Source organism: Priestia megaterium (assembly GCF_041941685.1).
GTDB classification, from domain to species: Bacteria; Bacillota; Bacilli; order Bacillales; family Bacillaceae_H; genus Priestia; species Priestia megaterium_C.
In genome coordinates this window covers 1,029,643-1,050,020 of record NZ_CP130958.1, presented here as the reverse complement: position 1 = coordinate 1,050,020, position 20,378 = coordinate 1,029,643, and the positions used below count along the sequence as shown (strand labels likewise).

The window sequence follows — 20,378 nt, the reverse complement described above, 5'->3', positions numbered from 1 at the left end:
ATAACGACCGAGTTCCCGCTTTAGCGTAAATCAGTTGATGTAGGAAATTTTACAAATTATTGGTTAAAAGCCACATGAAGAGCCAAAGGATGATCCTGTTCCTTTGGCTCTTTGCTGTTTGATCAGAAAAAAACAGCGCTTCTTATACAGAAACGCTATTTTTTTTCGTGAGCATACTGACTGCCCACATTACTATAAAGTTGACAAGCAGCGCAATAAATCCGACATTGATATCCTTCATTTGCTGAGGCAGTGACGGAAATAACGTCCCAATAGTAGACCCGCTGATTGTAATATAGGCTACTACAATAATTCCAGCAACAATCCCCCATGCTGCTCCTTGTTTCGTTACAAAGTTATTTTTCTTCAAACTGAAAAGCAGAGATGGAAACAGCTGTGTCATTAGACTATAGCCCATTAAAATAATGGTTGACAGCGTCGTTCCTCCATTTAGCGTAAAGTAAACAGAAATAAGGGCCACAATCGGTACAAAGCTTTTCGCTAAAAGAGCAATACGCGCTTCGCTTGCTTGAGGAGCAAACGGTTTGTATATGTTTTTAGCCAGCAGCGTTGACGCACTCATTAACAGCATCGACCCCGGCACAAGCGCTGTCAGCAAACCCGCTCCTCCTATAATTCCAATAAACCAAGGATCAAAGGTTTGGATTGAGATCCGTAATAGCGCAAGATCTACGTCTCCTCCGCTTAAACCAGGAACTTTTAGAATAGCTGCAAATCCAACAAAAAATACAAAGAGCAGCATGAGCGTATAAAGAGGACTAATGATAGCATTTTTACGAAATACCTTTGCATTTTTTGCTGTATAGCTTGAACTAAACACCTGCGGCCACATATAAAACCCAAGTACTAGTAAAATAACCGTCGAAATGAACCATGAGACGCTTAAGCCTTGCTCAGGAAATTTTAAAAACCCTGGCTTCGCCGTATTCACAGCCTCAAACATCGGACCGTATCCTCCGTAATAATGGAAAGGTAAATAAATACCTAAAAACCCAATGACAGCAAGCATCATAATATCTTTAATAACGGCCGTCCATGCAGAACCGTGAATACCCGATATCATCACATACAGCGTTAAGCTGATGGCTCCCATCCAAATGGCTGCCGGCATCGAAATAGCGCCGTATGATGCTTGTGATACAATAATCCCCAATCCTTTTAACTGCACAACAATAACAGGAATGACGGCAATCACTCCTACAGCAGCTACAAGCACACCAAGATAAGGGCTTTTATATTTGCTTACAAAAAAATCAGGCTGCGAAACGAGCTTATGATCTCTTGCATACTTCCAAATAACAGGAAGAAGCCAGTATGATAAGACATATGATAAGCTAATATAAATTAAGACATAAAGTGCAGGAGCTCCTTTTCCATAAGCCCATCCGCTTCCGCCTAGAAACGAAAACGTTGTATAGATTTCTCCGGCCATCAGCACAAACACTAAAACAGCCCCGAAACCGCGTCCGCCTACCGTCCACTGCTCCAAGTTCATATCCTTGCCTTTGGTTGATCGTATGCCAAGAAAAATAGCTGCCACTAAAAATAATAAAATAATAATAAGTGCACTATTCATTCTTCTTCCCCTTCCCGATTTCTGGGATCAAGCTTGTACATAACCCCTAAAATAATGGACGTAAGCACCACCCATATCACCATCCAAAACATATTGAACGGCATACCGAGAACAAACGGAGTCACTCGATTAACAAAAGGGAGAAAACCTAATATGCCTACGAACGGAAGGACCGACAAAATATAAATAAATTTCATGACTAAACTCCTCCGACTTTCTAAAACTAACTTCTTTATATTACCACATATTCTGTGTATTCAATGAAGGAATGCTTGCATTTAAGCTGAAATAATCTCCAAAAAATAAAATATTCTGTACCGTTTTACAAAAATACTGTTTTCATTTTTCTGAATAAATAGTATAATTTCTTCTTATAGTTCGCAGGAGGTATCGTACAGATGAAAACAATAGAGAAAATCAGTACATTTGCAGGAAAAACATTTACGCTTTGGGTTATTTTAATTTCCGTTATTGCCTACTCATTCCCAGAGCACTTTGTATGGATTGGTAAGTACATTGTTCCACTTTTAGGAATTGTCATGTTTGGAATGGGATTAACGCTGTCAGCGTCTGATTTCAGTGAGGTATTTCGAAGACCGAAAGAAGTAGCACTAGGCGTGGTGGGACATTTTATCATTATGCCGCTTCTTGCATTCGGTTTGGCGATTGGCTTAGATTTACCAAAAGAAATAGCAGTGGGCGTTATTTTAGTAGGCTGCTGTCCAAGTGGCACATCATCAAACGTAATGGTCTTTTTGGCTCGAGGAAACGTTGCGCTCGCAGTTGCTATCGCTTCTGTTTCAACCATTTTAGCACCGATTGTTACACCGCTTCTCATTTTATTATTTGCAAGCAAGTGGGTCGATATTGATATCATGTCTCTTATTGTTTCCATTATACAAGTTGTCATCATTCCGCTTGCCCTTGGATTTACAATCAAAAAGTTTTTTGGAAAAGCTGCAGAAGCAAGTTCCAAAGCTCTTCCCCTTGTTTCAGTAGTCGCGATTGTCTTGATCGTATCTGCCGTTGTGGCAGGAAGCCAAGCACAGCTTGCTAAAACAGGCGGTATCATTTTTGCCGTAGTTGTTCTTCACAACATTCTTGGTTTCACAATCGGCTTTTTCTTTGCCCGCTTATGCGGAATGGATCTAGCCAAACAAAAAGCAGTGGCAATGGAAGTTGGCATGCAAAACTCAGGGCTCGGCGTAACTATTGCTTCCACTCACTTTTCGCCGCTAGCCGCTGTCCCAAGCGCCATCTTCAGCGTCTGGCACAACATCTCAGGCTCAGTGCTAGCCTTTATCTTCAGCAAACTAAAAGACAAAAACCAGCCCTCTTCTAACAAAAAAATGGCTGGCTAATACAATAAAACTTATAAGGGAGCCATAAAAAACTCCCTGGACTCTTCTCCCAAAGGTCTTAAAAAGATCTTAAAAGCTTTTACCTAGGCGAATGCCACCAACCCCGAAAGGGGGGTGTCATTCGCCTAGGTATAGAAAAAAAGAGACATGGCGCTTTTTGCCATGTCTCTTTTTTCTACATCGATTAAAAACTATTAGCCTCTTCCTGCTTGGAAAGAAGGGTATTTCGTCATACCGCCATCTGCAAATAATGTAATACCTGTTACATAGCTTGCTTGTGATGAAGCTAAGAATGCTGCAACTGCTGCTACTTCTTCTGGTTTACCGATGTAACCCATTGGAATCATGCTTTCTACGTCTGCACGTTGTTCTGGATCTGCAAATTTCTCTGCGTTAATTGGTGTGTTCATCGCACCTGGTCCAATATTATTTACGCGGATACCTTTTGGCGCATATTCAAGAGCCAATGTTTCCGTCATTAGTTTCATACCGCCTTTACTTGCTGCGTAGTGAACAAATAATGGCCAAGGAATCATTTCGTGAACGCTAGACATGTTGATAACATTTCCTTTAATGTCGTTTTCAACGAAGTATTTAATTGCTTCACGGCTTCCTAAGAATGCACCTGTTAAGTTTGTATCAATAACTTTGTTCCAGTTATCTAGAGATAGCTCATGAGAAGGAACTGGGTTTTCAACACCAGCGTTGTTAATCATTACGTCTAATGTACCAAATTCTTTAATAGCTGTTTGAACAAGATTTACAACGTCTTCTTCTTTTGTTACATCGCCTTGAACGATGATTGCTTGGCCGCCTGCTTCTTCTACTTCTTTTTTCGCATCTAAAGCTTCTTCTTCATTGTTGTAATAGTTAATAACAACTTTTGCTTCTTCTTGACCGAAACGAACAGCCATTGCACGTCCTAAACCTGTTGATCCACCTGTAATTACAACTACTTTATCTTTTAAATCTGTATACATAATAAAATCCTCCTAGTGTTTTCATTTATTCATACATACTATCATTAACTTTTACGTAAACGTTAACTTTTAACCATTCCGAGGAATACGCCACCTAAAATGATGAGCACAATACCAATCGTAATCGAAATAAGCTGACGCTTCGTTTTCTTTTCTCCTAATAAGAAGATACCGCCAAGCGTTGAAATAACAATTCCCATTTGTGATAATGAGAAGCTTGTTGCAACCCCTACTTTAGGTTGAGAAATAAATAAGAACATATTACCAGCTGCCCAAATCAGCCCTGGAATAATGTTGCGAATTGCGTATTTATTAAACGGTTTGTGTTTATAAGTAAGTATAAGTCCCCCAATTAACATACCAATAGCTTGTGGGAATAGCGCCGACCATCCGTCTACATTAAATAAACGAGCGACAACTACATACACTAAGTATCCAATTGTTGAAATAATAAGGGTAATAATCCCTTTTTTGAATTGTCCAGATTGCTCTGCATTTTTTTCGCTTTCTAGTGATGTTAACACAATACCGATAACAATAAAGATAAGAGCTAACACGCCTAAAATAACGGTTGTGGTTGTTGACCACTCGTGAAATACGATAACACCAAACAATGATGTCGTCACAAGTTGCATACCAGTTGAAATTGGCATGGTTTTTGAAACACCAATATAATCAATCGTTTTCAACTGATTACTTTGCCCAACTGCCCAAAATAATCCTGAAACGATTCCGACAATAAAAATAAGCGGCGTCAATACGGGATGAACTACGAAGTAAATAACGGCTGAAAAGATCAGCGCACCAATTGTAGTCCCAAGCGTTTGACTGTAAGGACCTCCGCCCAATTTAACGTTGAACAGGACAATACTTCCCCAAAAAATCGCAGGAAGAATAGCCAAAAGGATATCCATTTGATACTAACCTTCTTTCTCAAACTCTTGATGTAATTGTAAATTTAAAGTACCTTTTATTTAACTAGGTAACTTTATGTAACCAATCTTAGACCTTTTTTCTTGATACGTCAATAATAATATGTCGATTTTGTGACTTTTTTTAAAAACTTTACAATACAGCGTTTCCAAGCTACTGAAAGTTTTGAAAATAAAAAAAGATAGCCTTTTCATTATCCAAATGCTAGTATATAATAACATTACAGTGGTTACTTTTAATATCCTATATACAATAAAGCAGGTGACATCAATGAATGATTTTGATGATTTATGTCCAAAAGTTTGGAAAACATTCGATATAATAGGAAAAAGATGGAATGGGTTGATTATTTATGTCCTTATGAGCGGACCTAAACGATTTAGTGAAATTCACAGCAGCATTCCTTCTTTAAGTAAACGAATGTTAACCGAACGAATGAAAGAGCTGGAAGAAGAAGGAATTGTGATCCGGCACGTTATTCCTGAACGTCCCGTTCGCATTGAATATATCTTAACCAAGAAAGGATCAGAGCTTGGTATGATCTTAGGGCCCGTCAGTAAGTGGGCAAAAACATGGATAAAATAAAAAAGCCTCCAGTGAGGCTTTTTTTACGTTTGATAGAGGATATAATTATTTTTCCCTTCTCTTTTCCCTTTGTATAACGCATCATCTGCATTTTTTAATAATAAAGCAGCCGATGCCCCGTCCTCTGGATAAATAGACACGCCGATGGTAGTTGTGGTACGCAAACAATAGCCCCGTACATTCCAGCTTTGCTGAAGAGATACATGAATCCGCCTAGCAATTCGTTCAATTTCCAGTCCATTTGTTACGTTTAAAATAATGATAAACTCGTCTCCGCCCAAACGATAAATGCGATCGCCTTTCCGTACACAACTTTTTAATCTCTTCGTGTATGCTTTTAGAAATTCGTCGCCTATATGATGGCCATATTCATCGTTAATCTGCTTAAAATTATCACAGTCGAGAAACAAAAGCGCAAAAAACTCATCGCTTTTTCGCTGCCCTTTTTCAATTACTTTGTTTAACTCTTTTAATAACATCGCCCGGTTGGGAAGACCTGTTAAACTATCGTGAGTTGCTTCAAAATGAAGTTTATTTTCTAGCGCTTTTTGTTCAGTAATATCATTATGAATGGATACATAATGAGTAATATTTCCGTCTATATCTTTTAACGGCACAATGGTTTTTGATACCCAGTATGACCGATGATGCTTCGTTCCCATCTCAAGCTGTCCTCGCCATACTTTTCCGCTTTTTATTGTTTCAAGCAGCTCAGCATGATCATGATGAAGCCCTGCATCTCGATAATACTTCCCTAATAAATCTTCTTTTTTATAACCTGAATACTGTACATACATATCATTTACATAGGTAATAGTTCCACTTGCATTTATAATCATAACGCTAGCTGATTCATCAAGCGCATATTTTATATTTTCAAGTTCTTTCAGCGTATAAGCCAGCTGTTCTTCTGCTTCTTTTTGAGGGGTAATATCGTGTAAGATGGCATAGGCGCCAACCGTTTGATTATTTACTTTAACAGGAATGGTGGTAATATACACGTGCTGTGTGGAATCTTGATTTCTATGGAACGTTAACTCGGTGCTATGGCTGATTTCTTCATATACATTCCAGCGTTTGTAATTACAGGCTCCCAGTCTTTTAGCAATATCTCGGTAATTTTGATGCAGCACATCGCTTGCAGAAAGCTGCAGCGTTTCTAAGAATGCGCTGTTGATATTTAAAATCGTACCGTCCAAATTCAGCATACAAACCGCGTGGTGGTAGTTTGTAAATAACGATTTGTACCACTGTCTGCTTTTTATGAGCTCCAATTCTAATCTTTTAATAGCTGTGATATCTCGGTAAATCACTGAATAAGCGACCAGTTGATTTTGATAGTCATAAATCGGCGAACAGCTGACAGATACACACACGCTTTCGCCGCTTTTTGTGTACCTGACTGTTTCATAAGGAGGCAGCGTCTTACCATTTTTTAATTCTTCTATCAATTTAAGGTTTTCTTTTTCTTCTTTCTTTGACACGATGTTCATCTCTTGACAGCTTTTTCCTATAACTTCTTCTTTTCTCCACTGAAATAACTTTTCAAATGCACCATTGACTGTTAAGACCTTCTCATCACAATCAGCAATTAGAATGGCGCCTACCGTGTTTTCTAGAAACGCATCCAGTAAACGTGTGCTCTCTTCTTGTGTTTTTTTATAATGAATTTCTTGAGCCATGACAAGGACATGTGAAGGGGTTGTCGCTTGATTAAAAAGAGGGGTAAATGTTACTTCATATGCATGCCGGTCGGGCTGAAAAAGCTGTATGTATTGATATTGAATCGGTTCTTTCGTGGCAATAGCTTTTTCACAAAGTGTGTAAAAAAGCAGATTTTCTTCTTTATTGATTATCTTGTCTTCCATTTTGTCAAAGAATTGCTGAGCTGCTTTGTTACATTCTTTATAATATAGCTGATGTCTTTCTTGCTGGATTAAAATAACAGGCTGCGGCATATTCATAAAATAAAATTGGAATACCCCTTCACTATACATACTAAATATCCTCCATCTGCCTTTGGAATTTCACTAAACGTCTTGTTTTCATATGTAACTCACTATCCCAAACAAGCACGTTCCCTTCATTACTTGAAATATTTAACAACGGCATAAAATCACATAATTTTATAAAAATTCAAGACGTCTATATTGTGTATAGATATAACTACCTACTTTTATACTGCGATAGATCACTTATTTAGTGAAATGAATGGTTTAAGAGTGCAGCAGCCTTTCTCGCCTGAATAAACTACGGTACTTATTATAAGTTAAGTAGGAAGAGATTGACTGCGGCATGCCCAGCAAATAGCCCTGAGCAGCATGTAGGTTTAACGAAATCGCTGCGGCTAAATCTTTATCTCGTTCCACGCCTTCTAAAATGAGATTCGTATGCGGATAATAGTTAACAAGCAAATCAATCAGATCTTTCTTTTGCTTGCAGTCGGCTAGCCCTTCAGCATAGCTTCGATCCAGCTTCATATAGTGAGGTTCGTACATGCTCACTTGTCTCATCGCTGCGGTTCCTGCTCCAAAATCATCAATCGCAATTTTGAATCCTGCCTCTTTCAAACTCATTACTCGGGCAAAAAGAGCAGGCGATTCCCATAAAATCTTTTCATGAGGCGTTTCATTTAACTCCCATACAATGCGATGCTTCGCATTTTTATAGGTGTTCAACAGATACGTTAAAAACAGTTGAAAATGCGGATGGAGAAGAGTAGATGGAAACACATTGATAAATACATCCTCTGATTTCAACACATCAAACGGAAAGTGCTTGATCGCTCCTTCAATTGCCATCGTATCAAGCTTGTACAAATAATTATGGCGTCTTGCCAGTGAAAATAACTCTTCAATTTGCCCTTTTGCGAAAGCCGTGCGCAGCAAAGCCTCAAAACCTAGCGTCTCCCACGAATTCAACGCATAAATGGGCTGATATACAAACTGAAAGTCTTCATACGTCAGTTCCTTTAAAACATGAGCATCCATTCTTTCGTTTAATCACCTTTCGTTTTCAATATACTATTTCTTCCATAACCTAAACTTATAAAAATATATCCTAAAAACAGATAATTGTCCATTAAAAGTAAGATATTCCATTAGGTGATTTAGGTGTTTTGAGACTTGCTGGGGGCTTATGATAGCAACAAAGAAGTGTTTTAGAGACTTTTATGCTTTTGATAGATAGGCTGTAAAGGATTTTCAAAAAAAGAGCAAAATCAATCCCATCTAAAGACGAAAAAATTGGATAAAGGAACTAGTATAGATTGCTTGTGACACCGCGGTTGATTTCCGTGCATGGCTTCGCTTTCCGCGGGCGGCCGCTGAGCCTCCTCGTCGCTTACGCTCCTGCGGTGCGGGGTCTCACCCCTTCCGCTTTTCCCGCAGGAGTCTTCGCCTTGCCCTCCAATCAACCGCTAGAAGCACCTATATACATAAAATCTACGTTTATTTTTACTATCAGTTACCCTTTCTATTAACGAAACAATCACTTCTTTTTTTATCATTGTTACTTTTATTAATCGTTTCTCCAAATAAAGAAAACCCCACTTTCAAAAAAGTGAGGTTGATTACATAATATAGGCCACTTATTGAATGTTTCTCTCTTCTTGTGCTAGCACATCCATTTCAGCGTCAATCTTCACGCTGTGGGTTTTTCCATCAAGTCCAAGAATCACAATTTCGTATTGTTTGTTAGCAAGAACAACCGATTCGATAATGCCTTTATGCTGTCTTAACGCGTATGCTTTTGCACGGCTTTTAGTTAAAGGAATCGTTTTTTCTTTCAAAATATTGCCGGTTTGGGCGTTAATTTTTACTTTGTGCTCTTCTCCGTTTAACGTAAGGATGTCTACTATATAAATAGGAAGAGTGAGTATTTTACTCAGCGATATGGATTTGACAATGCCTTTATATTCTTTTAATGCGAGAAGCTTTGCTTGTTCTTTCAACAAAAGAGATCGTTTTTCAGAAATCATTTGACGCCATCCTTTCTAGTTTATAAAACGGACTGCTGTTTCAATTTCTTAACGTACCATATCCTATGTATACGTCTACTAACTAGTATAGCGGGCTTGTCTTAAATTTCTCTTAATATTACATGAAAGATAGCTGAAGAAAGCTGTTATTCACTGAAAAAACTAGACCTGATTAGATCTAGCTTCTTATTGGTGAATGTGAATTCTACATCTTTTTCGTTTCGAATCGTTCTACGGCTCTCATTTGTTTGATTGACGGGGATTTGTGCCCGCACATGCCCAGATGAACTTTTTGAAGCAAATAGGGATCAATGTAAAAACCATTTTGAAAGATGTTTTCTTTTTCCTGTTCGTCATGAAATTTGGAGCATCTTACACAGTAATACATATCATAACCTCCTTGCGGACTATTTTATAAACGGGGATAGTTGTGAATGGTATATTTACCTACATCATATGGAAAAGAACAAAAGTCGTGCTTGTTTAGGGAAAATGTCCGAAAAGGAGAAGGCTTGTCCATGGGCTAAACCGCTGGCTTTTCAAAATGATTATTTAGAACATAAATCAGTTTAATCGTAACAAAAAAGCCTCTTTCAAAGAAAAAAGAGGCTTTTTTATTAATTTGTTACTTTTGCGCTGTTTTGATGCCAGTTCCAAGCTGATGCGATGATTTTTTCTAATGAAATTTGCGCTTTCCAGCCTAATTCTGCGTGAATTTTATCAGAAGATGCAACTAGGCGTGCCGGATCTCCAGCGCGACGGTCTGCCATAACGCCATTCGCTTTTTTACCCGTTACTTTTTCACACGTTTCGATCACTTCTTTTACAGAGTAGCCAAGGCCGTTTCCAAGATTGTACGTTGCTGTTTTCTTCGTGCCGTCTAACAGGGCTTGAAGCGCTGAAATATGAGCATTTGCTAAGTCCGTTACGTGAATGTAGTCACGGATGCACGTTCCGTCTGCAGTATCGTAGTCTGAGCCGAATACAGAAATGTTTTCACGTTCACCAAGCAGGTGCTGAAGAATGATTGGAATTAAGTGCGTTTCAGGATCATGACACTCGCCAATTTCTGCTGTTTCGTAAGCACCCGCTGCGTTGAAGTAACGAAGCACCACATATTCCATATCGTAAGCACTTGCAAAGTCAGCTAAAATCTGTTCAATCATTAACTTTGAACGTCCGTACGGATTAATTGGGTTTGTTGTCGTATCTTCTGTAATGATATCTACAGAAGGAATCCCATATGTAGCAGCAGTAGATGAAAAAATAAACTTTTTCACATTGTGCTTCATCATCGTTTGTAAAAGGGTTAACGTCGCAGCTACGTTGTTTTGATAATATTTAAGAGGATCTGTTACTGACTCCCCTACTAAACTATTAGCAGCAAAATGCATGACAGCATCAATTTTATGATTCGTGAATACGCTTTCTAAATCTTTCTCATTACCTAGATTTCCTTCTACGAATACCGCTTTCTCATCGATTGCCCAGCGATGACCCGTTGATAGATTATCAAGTACCACAACTTCATTTGTTTTCACTAATTCTTTTACTAGGTGGCTTCCGATATAGCCTGCTCCTCCGATGACTAAAATCATACTGTCAGTCAGCTCCTTTTTATTAAGTGTCGCTACAGATATCGTACCCGTTTCTTTTCTATTTGTAAATATTTCATTTTTCAGTATATGATAACGCAAATGCTGTCTTTTAATTAGTATATCTACTAATTATGAACTGAGTGTGAGGATATTCATTTCCGTTAAAAAGCAATTAAGACATAACTAAATCAACCGCTAGAAGCAACTAAGCAGTTGAAATCTCCTTTCACCATGACAGTGAAAAAATCCAAACTATTAATTAATAATTTGGATTAACAGTTTGGATATTACTGCAAATAACATACTTTTGTCACAGCCTCTTTTTTTATATTTGCTGAGGCACTTTCTTCATATCTTTTACTTTATTTTTTAATGGAAGCATCCCTTCAATATGACATTCAATACAGTCTCCGTCTTCAATAACAGCCGGTCCCGGCGTTCCGGTGAGGATGATATCACCTGGATGCAGCGTCATGACTTTTGAGAAAAATGAAACACAGTATGCGATGTCGTAAATCATATTAGACACTGTATTTTCATGCTGTACGTTTCCGTTTAGCAATGTGCGCACTTGAAGTGATTTCACGTTTGATATACTTTCTTTTGTGATAAATTCTGAGCCTATACTGCAAAATGTATCAAAGCTTTTCGCTCGCATTAAGTAGCGATGATTCGCCGCATGAATATCAGCTGCGGTTACGTCAATTGCTGACGTATAACCGGCAATTACGTTTATGGCTTCATCTGGCTCTATATCCTTACACGTTTCGCCGATTACCACCGCTAGTTCCGCTTCAGCCGTTGTTTTGTAGGACTGCTTTGGAATACGAATGCTGTCGTCTGGTCCAATAATGGCGGTTGCGGGTTTTAAAAAACTAACTGGATCAATGGCACGGTCGTAGTCTTTTAGTTTTTCTTCAGAAGCCGCATAATTAAACCCAATGCCTAATAATTTCGACGGATTACTAATGATAGGAGCTGTTTTTCTGCCCTGCAAGTGCAGTACGGGAAAAGAGCTGTTCATACCAAATTTATTATGGGCGTACCATGTTTCAAGGTGGCGAAGTTCTTTATATTGAATAAGATCCCAAATTGTTGTAGACCAGTTTGTTAAATATTTAGTATTGATATCTTCTATAAGCAGAATGCTGTCATTGTCTAAAATAGCTGCTTGTTCTTTCCCTTGCTCTATTATATTTACTAACTTCATGATACGCTCCTTACCGATGCTCGAATGATACGACCGCTGTTTTCTTTTACCCAATTTAATAATTTTTCATCTTGGTTGTATCCTGCAATAAAAGATAAACCGACTGGCAAACCGTCTAGTTCTCCTGCAGGTATCGTAACTTGGGGAAGACCGCTTAGGCCGGCAATACACGTCATTTGAAGTGTTCGCAATCTTCTGTTTTCTAACTCCGGTCCTTTTGCATCTTTTACAGGCGCGGGTCCTGGAGCTGTAGGAAGTACTAATATTCCTTCTTCTCCAAGCTGTGAGTACATAAAATAGCGAAGTTCACGACGCTTTTCTTCTATATAATTCATATTTAATAATGTAAGAGTGCTGGCCCATTGAAAGCGGATTCCGATGTCTTCTCCAAACGTTGGATTTTCTTTTTGAATCCACTCTCCGTGCGTTTGCCAGATTTCTTTTCCTTGCAGCAAACGGAAGGTTTCCATATATGTAGAAAAACCCTGAGGAGCAATCGCTATCTCTTCTATAGTAGAAAAAGACTCCATTACGTGGTTGATAGACGGCGCAAGAGCTCGCATGCTTTGTTCATCCACAAGTTCCATCACATCTGTTGGTACATACAGCCGTGTAAATCCACTAGCACGCGACGTTGAATTCAACAAAACTGCTCCTGCTTTTTGCAGAGTATGGCCGTCTCTAGCCATTACACCAACTGTATCAAAGCTTGGAGCAAGTGGAATCAGACCGTTTGTAGAAATGCGTCCGTGAGAAGGACGATACCCGAAAATACCGCAGTAGCTTGAAGGAATTCGAACCGATCCTCCCGTATCTGTTCCAATCGCAAAATCAGTTATTCCCGCTGCGACAGCAACCGCTGATCCGCTTGAAGAACCTCCCGGAATTCGATCTGCGCTTTTTGGATTTACCGGTGTTCCGTAATGCGCGTTTTCTCCATTAAGTCCGTACATAAGCTCGTCGGTATGGGTTACTCCCTTTAGTGCAGCTCCTTCTTTTAAAAGAGCAGTTACTACGTCTGCATGTTCACTTGCAGGCTGATGCGTGGCGAGCCAATCTGGATTTCCTGCACTTGATATATGTCCTTGTACATCAAATACGTCTTTTAACGCAAAACTCAAGTTATTTAACATTCCCGTCCCCGTTGGAGCTACGTAAAGGTCACTGTCTACAAATGCGTTCCACGTATCTTTCATTCAACCATCTCCTCATTTCTTATATCTGTTTAGAATATAAAATTTGGAATAAGCTGGTCAATGAATGTGTCAGGTCTGTTAACATTAATATTATGTAAATCTTCCAGCTTCTCTTTTCCCAGAAAAACTAGCCTTTTCATTTCCCTTTTAGCACGTTTGGGAGTAAAGTAGAAACATATCATTTTACGAAAAGGACTATCGCGATGGAACAATCTACTACGCTTTTCTTATTTATTTTATTAGCTTTTGTGCTAACAAGAGGCATTCCCTTTATAGGTTCATTTGCTCCTAGCATTAATCAGCTGCTTCGGCATATTGGACGCTATTTTTCAAATTTAAATACGATGTTTCATGAAGATGGCCACGCGTTAATGGGGCTTATTGTCGGAAAAGGCGTCAATCGCATTGAGCTTTATACCAATAATGAAGGCGTAGCTGTAACTGCCACCTACGCGGGATCCCGTGGATGGCTGCCGCGCGTCATTATTGCTTTAGCCGGCTACCCGTTCAGCTCAGCAATGGCTTATTTGTTTTTCTACCTGCTCGTTCACCATCACTACGACTGGCTTTTTTACGGGTTAGGAAGTGTTGTTGTTATTAATTTATTGCTTTGGGTACGTAACGGATACGGAATTGTGTGGCTTTTTTCTATCGGTTTGATCCTCGGAGGTATTTATTATTTACAAGATCCACAGCTTACGCGCTACAGCATGATGTTTGTTGGTGCACTCTTACTTGTAGAATCTCTATTTTCTGCCTTTATTATTTTTGTGTTAAGCATCAAATATCCACACGATGCAGGTGACGCTACGAGTTTAAAGCAGCTTACCCATCTTTCAGCACGCTTTTGGGGTTTTTTATTTTTCTTACAGGCCGTGTATGTGGCTTATTTAATTTTTCAACTGATTTATTAAAGACAAAATTCTATAATTTCCCAAGAGATTTTTGGGAATTTTATAATTTAAAGGAATAATTTACTTTCATGCACTAAATAATGGTTTACGAGTTCCCTTAATGAGGTATATATTGGGTACTATGAAGTCGTAAAGAGGTGTGGGATACTTGTCATTATTTTTAAAGTGGAAGCAGAAGAAGCAGGAAAAAGAAGTAGAGCGTGTTCTTGAGGAATCAATCTCAAAAAGAAAAGACTACTGGAACACAATTGGACATGTAGACGGAGACGTATTAACTCATTTGTTAAATCCCATGTTTTTTGGCGGGCCTGCTTGGCCATCTGGACGTCAAACATTTATTCGTGTTCAAAAAACAGAGACGGTTATTCTCGCCAGCGACGGCTTGTCCGATCCGTTTCAATCCCCCGAAGAAAAGAGCCGAAAGCAAGGAAAAGGATTAGAATTCTATATCGAATGCGATGATGAATCTCTGCGCGGCCCTTTATCGGATATCCAGGATCACTGGGCATTTGACCTTCTTTATCAAATGAGTCAAAATGCTGCCGCTCATCCTAATATGCTAGAACTATTCATGAAGCACGATATTCTTTCAATTGAATTTACTGATTTGGACGTACCGTCTCATTTTGTAAATAAAAATGGAGAAATTGGTGTATTGCTAGGCGTTCAGTCTCCTTCTGTTTCAGCTAGCCTCTCTTTACCTTACGAATCTATTAAACTGATTAGCATGAAGCTTCTTACACCAAACGAATTAGAGTATGTACGCGAACAAGGAGCGCAAGGACGCAGGCAGCTTGCTGAAACATTTCAGCTGTCAAAAAGTTATCATATTACCATGACTAAAAGAGAATCTCTTATTTAAAAGAGGTTCTTTTTTTATTTCTGCTATTGAAATAGAGCCCTGTAGAATATACTCCTTATTTAGATGTAACTCAAGTTCACATACTTTTTTAAAGTTGCTTTTCATATGAGCGTACTATTTTTGATTCATGGTATATTTTGCTATAGTAAAAAAGAAGATATAAAAAAGGAGATGGACGTTAGACATGGCAGAAAAAGTACAGATTGGAAAATCCGAATTATATGTTAATCCTATTGGACTTGGAACAAACGCTGTAGGAGGACATAACTTATATCCTAACCTAAACGAAGAAGTCGGCAAAGACCTTGTTCATAAGGCGCTAGATAATGGCATAAACCTCCTTGACACAGCGTTCATTTATGGCCCAAAACGTTCTGAAGAACTAATTGGTGAAGTGCTAAAAGAACGTGGAAATCGTGAAGAAGCGGTTATTGCCACAAAAGGAGCACATAAAATTGTTGGAGATGAGGTACTGCTAGACAATTCTCCTGCGTTTTTAAAACAGTCGGTTGAAGATAGCTTAAAACGCCTTCAAACAGATTATATCGATTTATATTATATTCACTTTCCAGATAAAAACACACCAAAAGACGAAGCCGTCGGTGCGTTAAAAGAATTAAAAGATGAAGGTAAGATCCGTTCTATTGGCGTATCAAACTTCACATTAGATCAGTTAAAAGAAGCAAATAAAGATGGTTATGTAGACGTGGTACAAGGGCAATATAACTTAATTCAGCGAGAAGCAGAAAACGATATTTTACCTTATACGGCTGCAAACCGCATTTCATTTATTCCGTACTTCCCGCTAGCTGCTGGTTTACTTGCTGGGAAATACGATAAAAATACAAAGTTTAATGACTTGCGCGAAGATATGCCTCATTTTATCGGGGAAGCATTTCAGCAAAATCTAGAAAAAGTAGAGCGTCTTCGTCAAATCTCTAGCGCAAAAGGCGTAGAAGTAGCTCATCTTGTTCTGGCTTGGTACTTAACGCGCGATTCAATTGATGTATTAATTCCAGGGGCAAAACGCGCTGATCAAGTACTTGATAACTTAAAAACATTAGATGTTCAGCTCACTTCTTCGGAAATTAAAGACATTGATCATATTTTTAAATAATATAAAAAGAGGCTCGGACAAAATAGCTGAAGGGAAATCCGAACAATCAATCGAAACGATTGATTGTTCGGTTTTTTTATTGTTATGGTGAACGTAGGCTTCATATGTTTAGCTGCTTCTAGCAGTTGATTGGAGGGCAAGACGAAGACTCCTGCGGGAAAGCGGAATAGGTGAGACCCCACAGGAGCGTAAGCGACGAGGAGGCTCACCAGCCGCCCGCGGAAAGCAAAGTCTTGCACGGAAATCAACTGCAGTGTCACAAGCGTTTCAGCTCAGGTATCCAATTTGTTCGTTTTTAGATTGGATTAATGTAGTTATGTCTCACCTCTTTTTCCTATACAGTTCCGCTGGCTAATAGAACAAAAGCCGTAAAGAAGAATCCCATCTGTACAAAGCTTGTTACGTATTCTTTTGTTTCTTGTTTATATTTCCATTCATCTATACTTTTCAACAAAATATTCATGACTAAGAATAGGAAAGATACGATATAAGGTTCGACAAACATAAAGATCATATCGAGTACCAGAAAAAGAACAAAGGCTATCGTCACATATTTATCCCATCGTCCTAAAGCTAGACTTTCATACTCATATTTGCCCCAAAATTTGCTGCGAGGTATATCAAGCACTTTTCTTAAAATAAAATCTACTAAGACTGCTGCTACTACTAGCATGATCAATATATACATCGTCATCTCCCCTTCCTTTTTATGGTATCATTTCAGCTCGTTTCTGTTAAGGTCTCAGCTACAAAGTGCTTAAACTGCTTTATTTCTTCTGTTTCACCTTTTGTTACGATATACGTATGTGAAGAAGGCCGGATAATTTTTTGCTGTGAAATTACGCTTAACGTTTGATTTTCAACTTCCTTTTTCACCATAGAAAATGGCAAATAAGATACGCCTAAACCTTCTTCAATAAAGCGCTTTGTAATTTCTACTTGCGTCACAGGAAGCAGCTGAATGTGAGGATAACAAGCCTTGATTTGAAGGAGTAAATCTTCCCAATAAACAGGATGATTATTCGTAAGCAGCCGGTAGGAAGATAACAGCTCCTGTTCCGTACGTGCCCCTGCAGAAAACGGGGCGACTAAGACTGCTTTTTCTTTATGAATTAACTCATAAAAAACATCTGCCTGACCCGGAAGCATCCTTGTTAATCCAATATCTGATTTTCTGTCGCTGATGTCTTTTCCCACTTGAAACGAATTTGTGATATTAACCGTGACTTCAATATGGCGATATTTCTCTACAAATTGTTTGATTAAACTAGGCAAAACAGATGCTGCTATTTGAGGAGCAGCGGATATAGTCAGTTTTCGGTTATATCCTTGCTTCCATAATTTAAAATTCCCTACTCCTTCCTCATATGCCCTCACCATTTTTTGAGCATGAGGCAAAAAAAAAGCGTCCTGCCTCAGTCAGCGCGATGTATTTACCTTTTTTTTCAAAAAGCTCATCTCCTAATTCTTGCTGCAGTCGCTGAATATGCTTGGATACAGCAGGCTGCGTTAAAAATAAATCTTCAGAAGCTTGTCTGAAATTTTCATAAGAAGCCGCTATGATGAATGTTTTTAACCATTTGATCTCCATTTTCTTCTCTCCCTCTCTTTCTATTCATAACAAACTGGAATCAATACTGCTTATTTTTGTTTATTTTCTTTTCTATCAAACTTCTATACGATATATGTATCTCAATATTACCAAATAAAGGAGCTGTAAAAATGAAAAATAACGTTAAAGAAAAATTTAATGCTCATGCTTCTCAGTATGATGAGCAGCGCCGCAAACTCATTCCTTGCTTTTTTGATTTTTATTCTATTCCCGTTTCGCTTCTTCACTTTTCAAAAAAGCCGATTCGCATACTTGATATTGGAGCAGGTACAGGCTTGTTTTCTTCTTTTGTTAAAGAAAAGTACCCAGATGCGCATTTCACGTTGATTGACGTCTCAGATCAAATGCTTGAAAAAGCAAAGGAGCGCTTTAAAAATGAACAGCATATAGAATTTATCGTATCAGATATAACAAGCTACAAATTTGAGCACTCATTTGACATTGTGATTTCTTCACTTGCTATCCATCATTTAGAAGACGAACAAAAACAAAAGCTGTATGAACAAATTTATGATTTGCTGCATACAGGAGGAATATTTATTAATGCTGATCAAGTATTAGGCCATTCTTCTATTATTGAAGAGTTATATAAAAAAGACTGGAGCGAAAGAATTGCCGCAAGCGGATTAACTCATGAGCAAATTGAGGCTGCTCATGAACGTACGAAGTTAGATAAAATGGCAACTTTGCACGATCAGTTAAATTGGTTAACAGCAAGCGGGTTCAGCACGGTGGATTGCATCTATAAATTTTTTAATTTTGTTGTGATGTATGCTCAAAAATAACGGTTTAAAAACTACTTGCTCTTTGCAAGTAGTTTTTTTACTCTTTCCCTCCCTATATTCGAATAAGAATATTTATCTATTTCCACAAAACTACGCATACTTCTTTTCCAGTTTCGTATATCTAATAATAGCTTCGTTCTCTAAACTTTTGAATTTTTTGTACATAAAACCCATATAAAGTATTTTTATACTATTTTATGTCTTTTTATGGTACAAAAAATACAAATATGTTACAATATGATTACAAAACAATCTGTATAACGCTTTCATTTCTTTACACGAAAATGAAGAACTGGAAAGGATGTGGTGCTTATGTAAATGTGAATCCGCTAGATTAGTAAACTTATATTCCGAAAGTTGTACAAAGCATCAAGAAAAGCTTAGTTATTCTTATTATTATAAATTCCCGCTAGTAAAGTCTTTCTACTTAATGATTTCCTTATTAAGCTCATACATACAGGTATAGAAAATGCAGCTATTCGTCTTTTATTTTATTAGTGAAGAATTTATAGCATCGCCCGAAGCATCATACGTTTTTCATTAATGCAGCCTAAGGAGGCGCAGCACATGGCAAATAGAATATCAAGAACAGCAATCGTACTCATAGCGGCTATTTTAGCTCTAGCCTGCTTGTTTGTAGGAGTTCCAAAAACAGAAGCTGCTTCAACACCATCTCATTTAATTATCATTAACAAAGCGACGAATAAACTCGCTTATTACCAAAATGGTTCACTTGTCCGAACGTTTTCAGTAGCAACAGGACGCACGCAGTCTCTTACACCAGAAGGCCATTTCAAAGTAGTGAATAAAATTGTCAATCGCCCTTATTACTCAGGGAACATTCCTGGTGGAGATCCTAGAAATCCCCTTGGCAATCGCTGGCTAGGTCTAAATGCGAGAGGTACATACGGCACGACGTATGCTATTCATGGAAATAATAATCCTGCTTCCATCGGCAAATATGTAAGCAGCGGATGCGTTCGTATGTACGATGAAGAAGTAGCATGGTTATTTAGTAAAGTGACCGTCGGTACGCCAGTTGTGATTACAACTTCTTCTAAATCATTTAATGACATTGCAGCAGCAAACGGGTACAACGTTTCTGGAAACTCAGGTTCTACTCCAGCTCCTTCTACAGGAACTGTTTTAAAGAAAGGCAGTAAAGGAAATGCAGTTAAAGAACTTCAGCAGAAACTAACTTCACTTGGCTATAATACAAAAGGTACGGACGGTGTGTTCGGTGCCAATACAGATTCAGCTGTTCGTAAGTTCCAAAAAGACCACGGCTTAACAGCTGACGGCATTGTTGGCCCATCAACATATAAAGCTTTAGGAAGTTTAGGAACGAACCCGAACCCGATGACACCAACAAACCCAACAAATCCAAAGCCAACAAATCCACCAGCAGATACAACAATTAACACAAAACAAACGCTTAAAAAGGGAAGCAAAGGCAGCAATGTTCAAGCTCTTCAAAAGAAATTAACAGCGATTGGCTATAATACAAAAGGTACGGACGGTATCTTCGGTGCCAATACAGAAGCTGCTGTACGTAATTTTCAAAAAGACAATAAGCTAGCAGTTGACGGCATTGCCGGACCTAATACTTTAACTGCTATTTCCAAACGCTAATAGAGCCTGATTTCAGG

Annotated in this window: 21 protein-coding genes and 2 pseudogenes; 8 read left to right on the top strand and 15 right to left on the bottom strand. The window is 38.4% G+C overall.

Annotated elements, in window-relative coordinates; all coding sequences use genetic code 11:
• Positions 1 to 142 precede the first annotated feature (142 nt).
• Together Q5794_RS05545 and Q5794_RS05540 are read right to left on the bottom strand one after the other, a co-directional pair.
• Positions 143 to 1,597 (bottom strand): sodium:solute symporter, encoded by a 1,455-nt coding sequence (locus Q5794_RS05545; RefSeq protein ID WP_214985230.1) that lies wholly within the window; start codon positions 1,595 to 1,597, stop codon positions 143 to 145.
• Entirely contained in the window at positions 1,594 to 1,794 is a 201-nt protein-coding gene (locus Q5794_RS05540; RefSeq protein ID WP_013055761.1) for a DUF3311 domain-containing protein, read from the bottom strand. The genes Q5794_RS05545 and Q5794_RS05540 overlap by 4 nt, the downstream gene beginning before the upstream one ends.
• Before the next feature lie 201 nt (positions 1,795 to 1,995).
• Between Q5794_RS05540 and Q5794_RS05535 the strand changes: the two genes are divergently transcribed.
• On the top strand, positions 1,996 to 2,958 hold the full coding sequence (locus tag Q5794_RS05535; protein ID WP_374988794.1) for a bile acid:sodium symporter family protein: 963 nt from the start codon (positions 1,996 to 1,998) through the stop codon (positions 2,956 to 2,958).
• A gap of 194 nt (positions 2,959 to 3,152) precedes the next feature.
• Here Q5794_RS05535 and gdh read toward each other — a convergent pair whose 3' ends face one another.
• Entirely contained in the window at positions 3,153 to 3,938 is a 786-nt protein-coding gene (gene gdh / locus Q5794_RS05530) for a glucose 1-dehydrogenase (RefSeq protein WP_025749618.1), read from the bottom strand.
• 62 nt (positions 3,939 to 4,000) lie between these two features.
• The gene (locus tag Q5794_RS05525; RefSeq protein ID WP_374988793.1) at positions 4,001 to 4,852 is read right to left on the bottom strand and encodes a RhaT/GlcU family sugar-proton symporter; all 852 of its coding nucleotides are present in this window, start codon (positions 4,850 to 4,852) and stop codon (positions 4,001 to 4,003) included.
• Positions 4,853 to 5,141: 289 nt separating this feature from the next.
• On the opposite strand from Q5794_RS05525, the gene Q5794_RS05520 reads away from it, so the two are divergent.
• Positions 5,142 to 5,456 (top strand): helix-turn-helix domain-containing protein, encoded by a 315-nt coding sequence (locus tag Q5794_RS05520; RefSeq protein ID WP_057239017.1) that lies wholly within the window; start codon positions 5,142 to 5,144, stop codon positions 5,454 to 5,456.
• A 23-nt stretch (positions 5,457 to 5,479) separates the two neighbouring features.
• Here the strand turns inward: Q5794_RS05520 and Q5794_RS05515 are convergent, their stop codons facing one another.
• The 8 genes and pseudogenes from Q5794_RS05515 to Q5794_RS05480 form a co-directional block, all read right to left on the bottom strand.
• Entirely contained in the window at positions 5,480 to 7,453 is a 1,974-nt protein-coding gene (locus Q5794_RS05515) for a PAS domain S-box protein (protein ID WP_374988792.1), read from the bottom strand.
• 219 nt (positions 7,454 to 7,672) lie between these two features.
• Positions 7,673 to 8,446, bottom strand: coding sequence for an EAL domain-containing protein (locus Q5794_RS05510; RefSeq protein WP_374988791.1), 774 nt, complete (start codon positions 8,444 to 8,446; stop codon positions 7,673 to 7,675).
• A gap of 240 nt (positions 8,447 to 8,686) precedes the next feature.
• Positions 8,687 to 8,871: pseudogene (locus tag Q5794_RS05505) on the bottom strand (hypothetical protein).
• 174 nt (positions 8,872 to 9,045) lie between these two features.
• Positions 9,046 to 9,435, bottom strand: coding sequence for a PepSY domain-containing protein (locus Q5794_RS05500; protein WP_192996811.1), 390 nt, complete (start codon positions 9,433 to 9,435; stop codon positions 9,046 to 9,048).
• Between the two features lie 205 nt (positions 9,436 to 9,640).
• Positions 9,641 to 9,823: a DUF3973 domain-containing protein gene (locus Q5794_RS05495; RefSeq protein ID WP_192996810.1), complete on the bottom strand. Its 183-nt coding sequence runs from the start codon at positions 9,821 to 9,823 to the stop codon at positions 9,641 to 9,643.
• Positions 9,824 to 10,052: 229 nt separating this feature from the next.
• Entirely contained in the window at positions 10,053 to 11,033 is a 981-nt protein-coding gene (gene galE / locus Q5794_RS05490) for a UDP-glucose 4-epimerase GalE (RefSeq protein ID WP_374988790.1), read from the bottom strand.
• 325 nt (positions 11,034 to 11,358) lie between these two features.
• Positions 11,359 to 12,243, bottom strand: a complete 885-nt coding sequence (locus Q5794_RS05485; protein ID WP_164797255.1) for a fumarylacetoacetate hydrolase family protein — start codon at positions 12,241 to 12,243, stop codon at positions 11,359 to 11,361.
• Positions 12,240 to 13,439, bottom strand: coding sequence for an amidase (locus Q5794_RS05480; RefSeq protein WP_374988789.1), 1,200 nt, complete (start codon positions 13,437 to 13,439; stop codon positions 12,240 to 12,242). The genes Q5794_RS05485 and Q5794_RS05480 overlap by 4 nt, the downstream gene beginning before the upstream one ends.
• 203 nt (positions 13,440 to 13,642) lie before the next feature.
• On the opposite strand from Q5794_RS05480, the gene Q5794_RS05475 reads away from it, so the two are divergent.
• The 4 genes and pseudogenes from Q5794_RS05475 to Q5794_RS05460 all read left to right on the top strand — a co-directional run bounded on the left by Q5794_RS05475 (position 13,643) and on the right by Q5794_RS05460 (position 16,687).
• Positions 13,643 to 14,353: a M50 family metallopeptidase gene (locus Q5794_RS05475; RefSeq protein ID WP_214985209.1), complete on the top strand. Its 711-nt coding sequence runs from the start codon at positions 13,643 to 13,645 to the stop codon at positions 14,351 to 14,353.
• Positions 14,354 to 14,501: 148 nt separating this feature from the next.
• On the top strand, positions 14,502 to 15,215 hold the full coding sequence (locus tag Q5794_RS05470) for a suppressor of fused domain protein (protein ID WP_308345815.1): 714 nt from the start codon (positions 14,502 to 14,504) through the stop codon (positions 15,213 to 15,215).
• Positions 15,216 to 15,399: 184 nt separating this feature from the next.
• On the top strand, positions 15,400 to 16,332 hold the full coding sequence (locus tag Q5794_RS05465) for an aldo/keto reductase (protein WP_057239041.1): 933 nt from the start codon (positions 15,400 to 15,402) through the stop codon (positions 16,330 to 16,332).
• A 125-nt stretch (positions 16,333 to 16,457) separates the two neighbouring features.
• Positions 16,458 to 16,687 (top strand): annotated as a pseudogene (locus Q5794_RS05460) (hypothetical protein).
• On the opposite strand, the gene Q5794_RS05455 reads toward Q5794_RS05460, so the two are convergent.
• From Q5794_RS05455 to Q5794_RS05445, 3 genes are read right to left on the bottom strand one after another with little or no spacing between them, the layout of a single operon-like run.
• The gene (locus Q5794_RS05455) at positions 16,667 to 17,020 is read right to left on the bottom strand and encodes a DUF4181 domain-containing protein (protein WP_374988788.1); all 354 of its coding nucleotides are present in this window, start codon (positions 17,018 to 17,020) and stop codon (positions 16,667 to 16,669) included. The pseudogene Q5794_RS05460 and the gene Q5794_RS05455 overlap by 21 nt on opposite strands.
• Before the next feature lie 32 nt (positions 17,021 to 17,052).
• Positions 17,053 to 17,730: a substrate-binding domain-containing protein gene (locus Q5794_RS05450; RefSeq protein WP_374988787.1), complete on the bottom strand. Its 678-nt coding sequence runs from the start codon at positions 17,728 to 17,730 to the stop codon at positions 17,053 to 17,055.
• Positions 17,696 to 17,923, bottom strand: coding sequence for a LysR family transcriptional regulator (locus Q5794_RS05445; RefSeq protein WP_374988786.1), 228 nt, complete (start codon positions 17,921 to 17,923; stop codon positions 17,696 to 17,698). The genes Q5794_RS05450 and Q5794_RS05445 overlap by 35 nt, the downstream gene beginning before the upstream one ends.
• Positions 17,924 to 18,054: 131 nt before the next feature.
• On the opposite strand from Q5794_RS05445, the gene Q5794_RS05440 reads away from it, so the two are divergent.
• Together Q5794_RS05440 and Q5794_RS05435 are read left to right on the top strand one after the other, a co-directional pair.
• Positions 18,055 to 18,729, top strand: coding sequence for a class I SAM-dependent methyltransferase (locus tag Q5794_RS05440; RefSeq protein WP_374988785.1), 675 nt, complete (start codon positions 18,055 to 18,057; stop codon positions 18,727 to 18,729).
• Between the two features lie 567 nt (positions 18,730 to 19,296).
• Positions 19,297 to 20,361, top strand: coding sequence for a peptidoglycan-binding protein (locus tag Q5794_RS05435; protein WP_374988784.1), 1,065 nt, complete (start codon positions 19,297 to 19,299; stop codon positions 20,359 to 20,361).
• Positions 20,362 to 20,378: the final 17 nt, after the last annotated feature.

Bases quoted from the DNA above. Each gene is read 5' to 3' on its own strand.
- Q5794_RS05545 (WP_214985230.1), bottom strand. From the start codon at position 1,597: ATGAATAGTGCACTTATTATTATTTTATTATTTTTAGTGGCAGCTATT.
- Q5794_RS05540 (WP_013055761.1), bottom strand. From the start codon at position 1,794: ATGAAATTTATTTATATTTTGTCGGTCCTTCCGTTCGTAGGCATATTA.
- Q5794_RS05535 (WP_374988794.1), top strand. From the start codon at position 1,996: ATGAAAACAATAGAGAAAATCAGTACATTTGCAGGAAAAACATTTACG.
- gdh (WP_025749618.1), bottom strand. From the start codon at position 3,938: ATGTATACAGATTTAAAAGATAAAGTAGTTGTAATTACAGGTGGATCA.
- Q5794_RS05525 (WP_374988793.1), bottom strand. From the start codon at position 4,852: ATGGATATCCTTTTGGCTATTCTTCCTGCGATTTTTTGGGGAAGTATT.
- Q5794_RS05520 (WP_057239017.1), top strand. From the start codon at position 5,142: ATGAATGATTTTGATGATTTATGTCCAAAAGTTTGGAAAACATTCGAT.
- Q5794_RS05515 (WP_374988792.1), bottom strand. From the start codon at position 7,453: ATGTATAGTGAAGGGGTATTCCAATTTTATTTTATGAATATGCCGCAG.
- Q5794_RS05510 (WP_374988791.1), bottom strand. From the start codon at position 8,446: ATGGATGCTCATGTTTTAAAGGAACTGACGTATGAAGACTTTCAGTTT.
- Q5794_RS05500 (WP_192996811.1), bottom strand. From the start codon at position 9,435: ATGATTTCTGAAAAACGATCTCTTTTGTTGAAAGAACAAGCAAAGCTT.
- Q5794_RS05495 (WP_192996810.1), bottom strand. From the start codon at position 9,823: ATGTATTACTGTGTAAGATGCTCCAAATTTCATGACGAACAGGAAAAA.
- galE (WP_374988790.1), bottom strand. From the start codon at position 11,033: ATGATTTTAGTCATCGGAGGAGCAGGCTATATCGGAAGCCACCTAGTA.
- Q5794_RS05485 (WP_164797255.1), bottom strand. From the start codon at position 12,243: ATGAAGTTAGTAAATATAATAGAGCAAGGGAAAGAACAAGCAGCTATT.
- Q5794_RS05480 (WP_374988789.1), bottom strand. From the start codon at position 13,439: ATGAAAGATACGTGGAACGCATTTGTAGACAGTGACCTTTACGTAGCT.
- Q5794_RS05475 (WP_214985209.1), top strand. From the start codon at position 13,643: ATGGAACAATCTACTACGCTTTTCTTATTTATTTTATTAGCTTTTGTG.
- Q5794_RS05465 (WP_057239041.1), top strand. From the start codon at position 15,400: ATGGCAGAAAAAGTACAGATTGGAAAATCCGAATTATATGTTAATCCT.
- Q5794_RS05455 (WP_374988788.1), bottom strand. From the start codon at position 17,020: ATGTATATATTGATCATGCTAGTAGTAGCAGCAGTCTTAGTAGATTTT.
- Q5794_RS05445 (WP_374988786.1), bottom strand. From the start codon at position 17,923: ATGGAGATCAAATGGTTAAAAACATTCATCATAGCGGCTTCTTATGAA.
- Q5794_RS05440 (WP_374988785.1), top strand. From the start codon at position 18,055: ATGAAAAATAACGTTAAAGAAAAATTTAATGCTCATGCTTCTCAGTAT.
- Q5794_RS05435 (WP_374988784.1), top strand. From the start codon at position 19,297: ATGGCAAATAGAATATCAAGAACAGCAATCGTACTCATAGCGGCTATT.